This window comes from Candidatus Cloacimonas sp. (assembly GCA_035403355.1).
Taxonomy (GTDB): domain Bacteria; phylum Cloacimonadota; class Cloacimonadia; order Cloacimonadales; family Cloacimonadaceae; genus Cloacimonas.
The window spans coordinates 1-11,465 of record DAONFA010000047.1 but is presented as its reverse complement, the minus strand read 5'-3'; the positions used below and the strand labels follow the sequence as shown (position 1 = coordinate 11,465).

9 protein-coding genes and 2 tRNA genes are annotated in these 11,465 nt (G+C 40.1%); 8 read left to right on the top strand and 3 right to left on the bottom strand.

Going from position 1 to position 11,465, the window contains the following annotated elements; genetic code table 11:
* Window positions 1–190: 190 nt before the first annotated feature.
* The 6 genes from gcvPA to lpxA are packed head-to-tail and all read left to right on the top strand — an operon-like array spanning window position 191 to window position 6,855.
* A complete protein-coding gene (gcvPA, locus tag PLE33_08790; GenBank protein ID HPS61336.1) occupies window positions 191–1,534 on the top strand; it encodes an aminomethyl-transferring glycine dehydrogenase subunit GcvPA in 1,344 nt (447 codons plus the stop codon).
* Window positions 1,531–2,985 (top strand): aminomethyl-transferring glycine dehydrogenase subunit GcvPB, encoded by a 1,455-nt coding sequence (gene gcvPB, locus PLE33_08785; GenBank protein HPS61335.1) that lies wholly within the window; start codon window positions 1,531–1,533, stop codon window positions 2,983–2,985. Before gcvPA ends, gcvPB begins: the two co-directional genes overlap by 4 nt.
* 30 nt (window positions 2,986–3,015) lie before the next feature.
* The gene (locus PLE33_08780) at window positions 3,016–3,645 is read left to right on the top strand and encodes an OmpH family outer membrane protein (GenBank protein HPS61334.1); all 630 of its coding nucleotides are present in this window, start codon (window positions 3,016–3,018) and stop codon (window positions 3,643–3,645) included.
* Window positions 3,642–4,691 carry a UDP-3-O-(3-hydroxymyristoyl)glucosamine N-acyltransferase gene (gene lpxD, locus PLE33_08775; protein ID HPS61333.1) on the top strand — a complete coding sequence of 350 codons (1,050 nt, stop codon included), beginning with the start codon at window positions 3,642–3,644 and terminating at the stop codon, window positions 4,689–4,691. The genes PLE33_08780 and lpxD overlap by 4 nt, the downstream gene beginning before the upstream one ends.
* Window positions 4,691–6,085 (top strand): bifunctional UDP-3-O-[3-hydroxymyristoyl] N-acetylglucosamine deacetylase/3-hydroxyacyl-ACP dehydratase, encoded by a 1,395-nt coding sequence (locus PLE33_08770; GenBank protein HPS61332.1) that lies wholly within the window; start codon window positions 4,691–4,693, stop codon window positions 6,083–6,085. The genes lpxD and PLE33_08770 overlap by 1 nt, the downstream gene beginning before the upstream one ends.
* Window positions 6,082–6,855 carry an acyl-ACP--UDP-N-acetylglucosamine O-acyltransferase gene (lpxA, locus tag PLE33_08765; GenBank protein ID HPS61331.1) on the top strand — a complete coding sequence of 258 codons (774 nt, stop codon included), beginning with the start codon at window positions 6,082–6,084 and terminating at the stop codon, window positions 6,853–6,855. The genes PLE33_08770 and lpxA overlap by 4 nt, the downstream gene beginning before the upstream one ends.
* Window positions 6,856–7,155: 300 nt before the next feature.
* Here the strand turns inward: lpxA and PLE33_08760 are convergent, their stop codons facing one another.
* The 3 genes from PLE33_08760 to PLE33_08750 all read right to left on the bottom strand — a co-directional run bounded on the left by PLE33_08760 (window position 7,156) and on the right by PLE33_08750 (window position 10,763).
* On the bottom strand, window positions 7,156–8,469 hold the full coding sequence (locus tag PLE33_08760; protein HPS61330.1) for a replication-associated recombination protein A: 1,314 nt from the start codon (window positions 8,467–8,469) through the stop codon (window positions 7,156–7,158).
* Window positions 8,470–8,479: 10 nt separating this feature from the next.
* Window positions 8,480–8,947 (bottom strand): ferritin family protein, encoded by a 468-nt coding sequence (locus tag PLE33_08755; GenBank protein ID HPS61329.1) that lies wholly within the window; start codon window positions 8,945–8,947, stop codon window positions 8,480–8,482.
* 613 nt (window positions 8,948–9,560) lie between these two features.
* Complete coding sequence (locus PLE33_08750; GenBank protein HPS61328.1) at window positions 9,561–10,763, bottom strand: FlgD immunoglobulin-like domain containing protein; 1,203 nt, start codon at window positions 10,761–10,763, stop codon at window positions 9,561–9,563.
* Window positions 10,764–11,106: 343 nt separating this feature from the next.
* Between PLE33_08750 and PLE33_08745 the strand changes: the two genes are divergently transcribed.
* Together PLE33_08745 and PLE33_08740 are read left to right on the top strand one after the other, a co-directional pair.
* Window positions 11,107–11,182, top strand: a tRNA-Met gene (locus PLE33_08745).
* A gap of 123 nt (window positions 11,183–11,305) precedes the next feature.
* Window positions 11,306–11,382 (top strand) — tRNA-Met (locus tag PLE33_08740).
* Window positions 11,383–11,465 lie beyond the last annotated feature (83 nt).

Sequence of the window (11,465 nt, the reverse complement as noted above, 5' to 3'; positions counted from 1 at the left end):
TTTTCAAGTGTATCACTTTTCGCTTGCCAACTCGTACCATTTTTTATTGCCATCCGCACTCAACCTGCTAAACTTGTTCTTTGTGTAAACTTCTGGAGCCATTGACAATCCAAAAAGCAATTGACATAAACTCCGCTTTTGATTTTTAAGTTAACAATAAGTTGAAATGTTTACAACACAAGGAGTAAATATGCCCTATATATCTAATACTGAAAGAGATAGGCAAAAAATTATGAACGCTGTCGGCGTTAATAAATTTGAGGAATTACTTTCTGCTATTCCCGATAAATTGAGAATGCATAAGCCCCTTGCCTTATCGCAGCCGCTTTCAGAACTGGAAATAAATAAAAATATCCAAGCCAAAACCGATAAAAATATTCCCTGTGAAGTGGTAAATTCCTTTTTAGGCGGTGGGGTTTATGATCATTTTATTCCTGCTGCAGTAGATGCCATTGTTTCCCGTCCTGAATTTTTTACTGCTTACACTCCTTATCAGGCAGAAGTGAGCCAGGGCACTCTTCAGTTCATATTTGAATATCAAACAATGATTTGTGAGCTTACGGGGATGGAAATTGCCAATGCCGGAATGTATGATGGCGCAAGTGCAATTGCGGAAGCGATTTTGATGGCTGTCCGCAAAAATCACTTAACTAAGGCAATTCTGCCGGCAACCCTGAATCCGAATTATGTAAAAGTGATTAAAGCATATACTGAAGGCAACGGCATTGAACTTTTAATAGCTCCCGAAAAAGATGGAGTAACGGATTTATCTGCTATGGAAAATATGCTGAATGATACAATTGGCAGTGTAATTATCCAGACCCCGAATTTTTACGGCAATTTGGAAGACACGAAGGCAATTGATACGCTCGTTCATAAAAATCCCAAGTGTTTGCTTATTGCTTGTGTTGATCCAGTTTCTTTAGCTATTCTAATGCCACCTGCAGAATATAATGCTGATATCGTAGTTGGCGAAGGTCAAGCACTTGGCAATAATATGTCCTTTGGGGGTCCGCTCTTCGGTTTTTTTGCTACCCGAACTGAAATGGCGCGTTTGATGCCGGGCAGAATTGTGGGCGGAACTATTGATAAAGATGGTAACCAAGCTTATGTTTTAACACTACAGGCAAGAGAACAACATATCAGAAGGGCGAAAGCAACTTCCAATATCTGTTCCAATGAGTCACTATGCACTTTGGCAGCCGTTGTTTATTTATGTTTATTGGGGAAAGAAGGTCTGGTTGAAGTAGCAACCCAATCTGCTCAAAAAGCACACTACACGGCAAACGAGCTCTGTAAAATTCCCGGTTTGGCTTTGGCATATCCTAATGAATATTTCTTTAAGGAATTTGTGCTTAAAGCTCCGAAAAAAGCAGAAGAGATAATTAAAGCTCTTTTGCCCCTAAATATCTACGCCGGAATTGATCTTGCGCCTTGGGGAAAACCTGATGAATTGATGATTGCCGTAACGGAAAAGAAAAGTAAAGCAGAAATTGACAGCTTCGTTCAAGCAATGCAGGAGGTTGTAAAATGAGCAAAACCATTTTTGAACACAGCGCTCCCGGCAGAAAAGGAGTAACTTTACCCAAGAGAGAAATTGATATTCCTTTAGCCACAATGTTTCCGGAAACAATGTTGAGAACGAAAAAAGCTCGGCTACCGGAAGTGAGTGAACTGGATACGATGCGTCATTATATTTCCCTTTCCCATAAAAATCACTTTATTGAAAAGGGTTTGTATCCTTTAGGCAGTTGCACAATGAAGTATAACCCCAAACTTCACGAAACGCTGGTAAGGCATCCATCCTTTACTTCTTTGCATCCTTATCAGCCGGAAGAAACACTGCAAGGCGCTTTGGAACTGATGTATGAATTGCAGCAAGACCTGGCAGAAATTGCAGGAATGGCTGGAGTTACATTACAGCCCTCTGCTGGAGCTCAAGGTGAATTTACCGGCATTAAAATTATTTCTGCCTATCATAAGGCAAAAGGAAATACGCATAAAGATACAATCATCATTCCTGATAGTGCGCATGGAACAAATCCTGCCAGTTGTAGCTTGGTGGGCTATAAAACAGTGGAACTTGCTTCCAATAAAGAAGGTCGTTGTGATATAGCCAAATTGCGGGAACTGGTTAATGAAAAGACAGCCGGTATTATGATTACCAATCCCAATACTTTAGGTCTTTTTGAAACGCAAATAGAAGAAATAGCTGCTATCATTCACAGCGTTGATGCTTTAATGTATATGGACGGAGCTAATTTAAATGCTCTTTTGGGAATTGTGCAACCCGGAAAAATAGGTTTTGATTTAATGCACTTCAATTTGCATAAGACATTTGCTACACCTCATGGAGGAGGCGGACCCGGTTCCGGTCCTGTAGCCGTAAATGAAAAGCTGCTGCCATTTTTGCCTGTTCCTGTAGTTACTAAAGACGAAAAGGGTTATCATCTTTCTGCTGAAAATGAGCAGAGCTCCATTGGCAAAGTGCATCCTTTTTACGGTAACTTTGCTATTTTAGTGCGTGCCTATATTTATATTAAAATGTTAGGAGCTGAAGGTTTACGCCGGGTTTCCGAAAATGCCATTTTGAATGCTAATTACCTTATGAAACGCTTAAGCGAATATTACCATATTGAACATCAGGAGCCCTGTATGCACGAATTTGTGATGGATGGCACCTGGCAAAAACAGAATTACGGAATAACTACTTTAGATATAGCCAAACGGCTTTTGGATAAGGGTTTCCATGCTCCTACGATCTATTTTCCGCTGATTATTCCGGAAGCAATGATGGTGGAACCAACGGAAACGGAATCCCTGGAAAGTTTGGATGCCTTTGCGGAGGCAATGATAGAGATTACAAAAGAGTGCAGGGAAAAACCTGAACTGGTAAAAGAAGCCCCTTCAACTACTCCGGTGAAAAGAGTGGATGATGCTCGCGCAGTTAAAATGCTGCAGCCCGTCTTTCCTCTTGCGGATTAGTTATATGCTGGTTTTTAGAAAGGAGAAAAAATGAAAAAACATATCTTATTGCTCTCAGTGCTGTTAGCGCTGTTTGCCCTGGCTTATGCCCAACCTGTTAAACTTGGTTTTGTAAATACTGATCGCTTGCTTATGGATAGTAACGAAGCAGCGGAAGTTGCCAGGTTATTTGCTTTGGATAAACAGAACTGGACAAACCAAATAAAATCACTGGATGATGAAATTAAACAAATGGAACGGGATTTTGAAATTCGTAAACTTACTATGAACGATGCCGCAAAAAGAGAAATGCAAAGTCAGATAGATACTAAAAAAACGGAAGCCGGACGCTTATTGGAAGAATATTTTGGCGATGGAGGGAAAGCGGAACAGCGTTACCGTGAACTTATTGACCCGTTAACCCTGAAAATCCATAATCTCATCAAGAAAATTGCTGAAGATGAGAAATACACGATGATTTTTGATGTTAGTATGGGCAGCTTACTTTATGCTCTTCCGGTTTTGGATTTAACAGACCAGATTTTACTGGAACTGAATAAAGATACCGTTAAACCAACCGAAGGAACAACAACTGAACCTCCTAAACCGGAAGAACAATTACCGCCTGAAATTAAACCACCTGAGGGCTTAGGTGATGATTTTAAGCCCGATAAATTATGAAACACTTTAAAAACCCTGTAAATAGTGAACTCCTCACTTATATCTGCCAGGGAGAACTGCAAGGAAAAATACCCGCAGGCCTTTGTAAAGTTGGCGAACCACAAGAGGCAGACGAACAAACCATAATCTTTCTGGAGCAGGAAAAACTTCTGGAAAAAGCGAAAAACAGTTCTGCCGGCTTGATTATTACCACTGCCAAATTTGTTTCCGAGCTTCCTGAAAGGGCTTTGCTGATTGTAGAAAGACCCTACTATTCTTTAATGCGTCTAATAACCTGGTGGCTGGAGCAGGAGAATAAAGATGTTAACTATGCTATTCAACCATCAGCAATTGTAGCTGATGATGTTCGTTTTGAAGGAGAAGTGGCAATTGGAGCCAATGTTGTTATCGGCAGTGGTTGCACTTTGGGGAAAGGAGTTATAATTGCTGCGGGATGTTCCATCGGGAAAAATGTTACTATCGGAAAAGGAACAAAGCTCTTTGCCAATGTCTGTATCTATGACGATTGCGTAATTGGCAGGGATTGTATTCTCCATAGTGGAGTAGTTATCGGAGCTGATGGTTTCGGTTTTATGCTAATTGAAGGTAAACAGCAAAAAATTCCTCAAGTGGGAAATGTAGTTATTGGCGATGATGTAGAAATTGGAGCCAATAGTTGTATTGATAGAGCTACTTTAGGTTCCACAATTATCGGCAGAGGAACTAAAATAGATAATCTTGTTCAAGTTGGTCACAATTGCATTATTGGAGAACACAGCATTCTTTGTTCTCAGGTTGGTTTGGCAGGTAGCACGGTTATTGGGGATTATGTTTATCTGGCAGGGCAGGTAGGAATTGCGGATCACCTGCAAATAGGTAATAGAGCAATGGTGGGTGCTCAATCCGGGGTTTCAGGTAATATTCCTGAGGACGGCAGATATTTTGGTTATCCTGCTATGGATGCGAATCTTACTAAAAGAATTATGGCAATACAGAAAAACTTACCCGATATGTATCATTTCTATCTGAAAGCCAAAAAGAACGAATCGGATAACGGAGAGAAATAATGGAATATAAACAAACAATAGGTGGAGAATCATCTTATACAGGCATTGGATTGCATTCCGGAGAAATAAGTACCATCAGATTCAAACCGGCAAATGCAGATGAAGGAATCGTCTTTATCCGAACCGATTTACCCGGGAATCCCAGAATTCCTGCTGATATTGATCATGTTGTGGATATTTCCCGGGGCACAACAATTGGCATCAATGGAACAACCGTAGCTACCATAGAACATGTTCTTTCTGCTATTGCCGGAATGAGAATAGATAATATATGCATTGAAATAAACGGTCCCGAAGCACCTGTTGCAGATGGCTCGGCTGTTGTATTCTTAAATCTTTTGCGTCAATGTGGAATAGTTCAACAGGATAGCGAACGGGAATATTTTGAGCTGGAAGCGCCAATCAGTTTTTCCGCTCCGGAAGATAATGTGGATATTGTAATAGTCCCTTCCAATGAATTGAAAATCACTTTTATGATTGATTACAAGCATCCCTGTTTGGGAACGCAATATACCTGGCTGCCTTCTATGGATTACTATGCCAAAGATTTTGCCGGAGCCCGCACTTTCTGTTTTATCAGTGAAATACTGGAGCTGAAAAATATGGGTTTAATTAAAGGCGGTTCACTGGAAAATGCTTTAGTAATTGCCGATCCTGATATGAGTGAAGAGGAGTTGCAACAGCTACAGGATATTTTTGGTTATCATCAACCTGTAACTGTTTCCCCCGAAGGCATATTGAACAGTCATCCTTTGCGTTATTACAATGAATTCGTCCGGCATAAAGTAGTTGATTTGGTTGGCGATATTGCCCTTTTAGGCATTCCTATTAAAGGGCATATTTTAGCAGCGCGCAGCGGACACAAAACCAATGTGGAACTGGTGAAAAAACTTCGGCAGATTCAAAAAAAGCACCAGCTGCAAAAGATATATCAGAAAAGCAAAACTAAAGATGTGGTCTTTGATATCAATGCTATTTTACGAATATTACCCCATCGCTATCCCTTTTTGCTGGTAGATAAAATTATTGAATTTACTCCGGGAGTATCCCTAACCGGAATTAAAAATGTTACTATCAATGAACCCTTTTTCCAGGGTCATTTTCCCGGTCATCCTATTATGCCGGGAGTGCTAATTATTGAAGGAATGGCTCAGGCAGGGGGAATTATGTTACTTAATCAAATGGAAAATCCCCAAAACTATGTTGCTTATTTTGCCAGTATTGATAATATAAAATTTCGCAAACCTGTTCTGCCGGGAGATACACTACGCTACGAACTGAAAGTGCTTTCCCTGAAAAAGTCGTTGGCAAAAATGCACGGAGAGACATTCGTTGAGGGAGAAAAAGTTGCCGAAGGTGATTTTATGGCTATGATTATGGAGCGGGAAAAATGACTACTATTCATCCGACAGCAATTATTGAAGAAGGTGCCGTTATCGGCGAAAACTGCAATATAGGACCCTATTGCCACCTCGGGAAAAATGTTATTCTGGGCTCGAATAATATCCTTTTTGCCAATGTTACAATTTCCGGACATACAACTATCGGAACCGGTAATAAAATATATGCTTATGCTGTTTTAGGCACCGAACCGCAGGATTTGAAGTTTAAGGGTGAGCCAACTCATTTGCGGATTGGCAGCAATAATACCATCCGCGAATTTGTAACTATCAACTGCAGTAATCAGATGGAAGAAGATACAGTGGTTGGAGATAACAATCTGCTAATGGAATATGTGCATATTGCTCACAATTGTCAAATCGGTTCCGGATGCGTAATTGCCAATGTTGTTCAGTGCGGAGGCCATATTCATATTGGAGATTTTGCCACAGTTGGCGGTTTAACTGCCATTCACCAGTTTGTGCATATTGGAACTTATGCCTTCGTGGGAGGTGCTTCTGCTGTGAAAAAAGATATTGTGCCTTATTCTCGCGGACAGGGAAATCCGTATAAAACAGTTGGACTGAACAGCATCGGGTTAATGAGAAAGGGTTTTAGCTCTCAGACCCTTGCTGCAATCAAGGAAATCTACAATATCTTCTATCGGCAGAGCTTAAATACTTCCCAAGCGATGGAAAAAGCGCTTCAAATAGCAAATCCGACACCAGAGCAGGTAATCTTTATTCAGTTTGTCCAAAACGCCCAACGAGGTATCTCCAACTAATCTTTTCGGCTCTCCCAAATTATTACGGATTATTCAGGGCAGTGCAAAAAGCACTCAGGGATTACATTTTACGAGGGGCTTACGCACCCATCGCTATTATTGTGTTGCCCTAAAGGGCTTTGAGGTATTTCAACCCTCTAAACCTTCTCAACCTTCTCAAGCTTATTTTCCTTTTATGTCTTTTCAATATGAAATGTATATTACATCCTCTCCGTAATCATTTTGTGGTTGATGAGGACATCAACCTTCCGGGTGATAAAAAAATATTTACCGCATCTAATATTGCCTTGGCTGCTCCCTTTATTTTTGTTCCTTTTTTAGTTTAGCCCACCATTCAATCCGTTTTTGAATCTCTTTTTCAAAGCCATAGTTACCGGGTTTGTAATATTTCTTTTCCAGCATCTGTTCCGGGAAATACTTCTGGTAGTAATACTTATGTTCATATTCGTGGTCGTAATGATAATCCCTGCCATAGTTCAGGTCTTTCATCAACTGGGTGGGTGCATTTCTGATATGCAAAGGAACTCCGTAGTGGCTTGTTTTTCTGGCATCTTCCGCTGCTTCTTCATAGGCAGTATATAGAGCGTTACTTTTAGGTGCAGTTGCCAAATAAACGACCAATTGAGCCAAGGCATTGCTTGCTTCAGGCATTCCGATAAAAAGAACTGCTTCTTTAACAGCAATTGCCTGAACTAAAGCATTGGGGTCTGCCAAACCTATATCTTCACTGGCAAAACGGATTAAACGACGCACAATATAACGCGGGTCTTCTCCCGCTTCCAACATTCTTGCAAGCCAGTAAAGTCCAGCTTGCGGGTCTGAACCTCGTAGTGATTTATGTAATGCAGAAATCAGGTTATAATGCTCTTCGCGGTTTTTATCATAGAACATCGTCTTTTTTGCTAAAAATTTTGCCAGTTCCTCAATTTTCGGATGGGGTTTCTTCTTCAGAAAAGGCAAAACCAGCTCTAAATCGTTCAAAACTCTTCTGGCATCACCTCCGGCGTTTTGAGCCATCCAACTGATAATATCTTCATCCGGCTCCAGGGAAAGTTCCTTAAAACCTCGCTCTAAAATTACCTTCAAGTCCTTCTCACTTAATGGCTCCAGCACAAAAACAGTGCATCGGGAAAGCAATGCCGGAATCACTTCAAAAGATGGATTTTCGGTTGTTGCTCCGATTAAAATTATCGCTCCGCTTTCCACATAAGGCAAAAAAGCATCTTGCTGGCTTTTATTAAAGCGGTGGATTTCATCTATGAACAAAATGCTACGCTTGTTTTGAGTTCTATGTAAATAATCCGCATCCTTCATAACTGCTTTCACATCACTGATGCTGGCAAGAACGGCGGAAAAATGGATAAAATTGTAACCGCTGTTTTTCTCTATAATCCTGGCGATGGTTGTTTTTCCGCTACCTGGCGGACCCCAAATAATAAAGGAATGATATTCCCCGCTTTCCATCATCTGCCTTAAAGGTGAGTTTTCTGCTATCAGTTTTGTTTGTCCTAATAGTCCTTCCAGCGTTTGAGGGCGTAGTTTTTCTGCCAGGGGAACGGTTTTAGTGCTTAATTCTTCTCTATCAAAAAGAGTGCTTTGATCTTTATTTGCCATTATCTAAAGCTCAATCCTCCATCAAACCGGTTAGTTCGGAAGGATCAAACCACTGTAAGGCACCCTGCAAGCGTTGAATTTCTGAAAGCAAAATTACTTTGTGGCTTTCTTCTTCTTGGGCAAATTGCAATAGTTGTTTACTAATATCTGGCTCTTTTGTCTGCTCTGCCAGATCTTTATAAAGCTCAACCGCTTCTTCTTCCTTGCTGATGGCAAATTCCAAAACTTCCTTGGGATCATTCAAGTTTACGCTTTGCATTTCCTTAACCGGCTCTTCTTGAAGTTCTATAGCTTGCCCGGGAAACTCTCTGGCAAATACAGACCGCATCTTTTCTTCATGCAGTTTTTCTAAAACGACCAATTCTTTGAACACATTGCTGGTTTCCGGCTTGGCAAAACTTTTCGCTAATGCCTGATACATCTTCTGTGCTCTTATTTCCGCTGCTATCACTATCCGATAACTATCCTTTAATGTCATTTGTATAACCTCCCTTTTAATAACATAATAATCAAATTCGGGGAAAAAGGCAAATCCGAAAAAGGGATTGGCGAGATGGCGAGATAGCGAGAGAGTGAGATAGTGAGATAGCGAGATGGCAAGATGGAAAGCGAGACCCCATCAGGAAAAACGATGTCCCGTTGTTTTCTTCATTATAATGACAAATGAAAAATGAAAGAGCAGAAAGTCAGGAGTCATCATTGCTGATATAACTTTTACTTTAGCTCTAAATTCGTTTTGTTGCAAGGAATCCTGATGGTTTTTTATGCAGCTTACACAGCAGAAATTAAAGTTACTCTATGAAACTTCATACTCTTTTTGAGATAGCATAAGAAATATCAAAGTGACAGTGTAACCAGCACCTCACTATAAAACTTATAGGAATTCCTGCTGGCTTAGATATGACCAGTGCTTATTTAATCTACACACCTCTATTAGTAAGGATATTTAATATATAAATTACCTTCTTCCCTTGAAGTATTTAACCGCAAGGATAAATTCCTTCGTAAACCCTTAGGTTACTGTAGAAAAAACTGAATCGGCTAACCCATTTATCTTTGAATATAGAGCTTTGCTTAACGGACAGAAAACCTCACTTTCTATAAACCAGTTTTTTGGTGCTGGAAAAAGAACCGGTAGTCATCTTGTAAAAATATACCCCGGAGCTAATTTCATTCCCGGATTCATCTCTACCATCCCATACAAAATTGTATGTGTCTGGTATTGTCTGTGAAAAATGATGGTTGCGTATTAGCTGTCCCTTTTGGTTATAAATTTCAATTGTGCCTGAAGAAGCTTCTTTTAGGTAATAGCTGATTGTAGTAAGAGGAGAAAAGGGATTGGGATAAGCTTCGTTTAAACAAGTTTCTTTTGTTACGGGAGGAGGTGTATCCGGGTTAAAATGAATTATAGTATTAACCGGACCAAAGTAATGAGATGCCCCGTTCAGAGACAAACTCTCCAACCAGTAATAATATCGTATATCAGGTTCAACTTCTGCATCATTGTATTTGTAAGTGCGCATAGTTCCTGAAATGGCTGTAGCATCAGAAATCAAAAGAGATATTAATGAAGCACTTTCCAAATTATCATCCAGAGAACGATATAAATGGAAACCCGAATTATTGGTTTCCGATTGAGTTATCCAGGTAATTTCAATAGCGTTAGCATTTATTGCCATAGTGGCTGTAAATGAACTAAGTTCCACGGGTAAAGTGTTTTCATTATGTAAAGAAAGGGAAGCATCATCAAAAACTGTTCCAAATTGACCACCCCAATATCTTGTATCCATTCCACCCACAAAGAATTCAATATAACGCACACCCGGAGAAAATACAAAAGAACCGGTAAACTGTCCCCAATCAGTTTCATTGGCAAGGACAATAGGATTTCCACTACTACCTATGGTTGAGGTTGTAACAGTAGAATGACTTGCATTATAAGCTGTAACTGTTACATAGTATTTTCCACCCCACCAAGCATAGTACCATTCGGAATAATTAACTAATATAGGATTGTTATCCAGTTCTGCAGCAGTAAAACCCGCAGCCAGCAAATCAACTTCCTGTTTCTTTGTGCACCATTGATAAGAAGAAACAACACATTTAGCGCTTTCATTGTGTCCACTATCGTACACCGCCCAGCCGTCTCCACCATTTGTAGTGGTCCAATTATCAAAACCACTTTCAAATCCCGGATTAAGAAGCAGGTTAGTATCATAGGAACCTGCATATAAAGCTATACATCCAATAGCCAATATGGCTATAAACAGGATTTCCAAAATTGTTCTGTTCATAAATGTTCCTTTAACCCAATTACGGGTGTTTAAGTTCTTCTCTTTCTTTGTTATTGCTGCCATATTTTTTATAGCTAAACGCATAAAATATGACAGACGCTATCCTGACTTGTTCAAATCAGGAGAAGATGTGTTATCACCTTCGTTAATATACACTCTATATTGTGAATAATTCTTAAACATTATAATCAACTCCATACTATGTGTCAAGTATTTTTTTTGCTAACAGAATGTAGCTTAGGAATAAAATCCCTGTTTCAAACTTGCATATCCGCAGAAGAATATATTTTAAAGATTTTGCTTGACAGAAATGAGGTCTGCAATTTTAAGGATAAATTGTTAACGCGAGGTGGAGCAGCTGGTAGCTCGTCGGGCTCATAACCCGAAGGTCGAAGGTTCGAATCCTTCCCTCGCTACCAATTTTTATAGAGTTTAGCTTTAAAAAAAGCGAACTCTTTTTTTTAGGAACAGGAGTTTTTGGGGCTGATGAAAAATCGCATTTGTCTCGCCTGTGAAAATTGGTTACTTTATAAAAGAAAAGTGGCGGCGTAGCTCAGCTGGTTAGAGCGTCGGAATCATAATCCGCAGGTCCGGGGTCCGAATCCCTGCGCCGCTACCAATTTTTTTCTTAGCGCCAGTAGCTCAGTAGGATAGAGCAGCAGCCTTCTAAGCTGCGGGTCGGGGGTTCGAATCCCTTCTGGC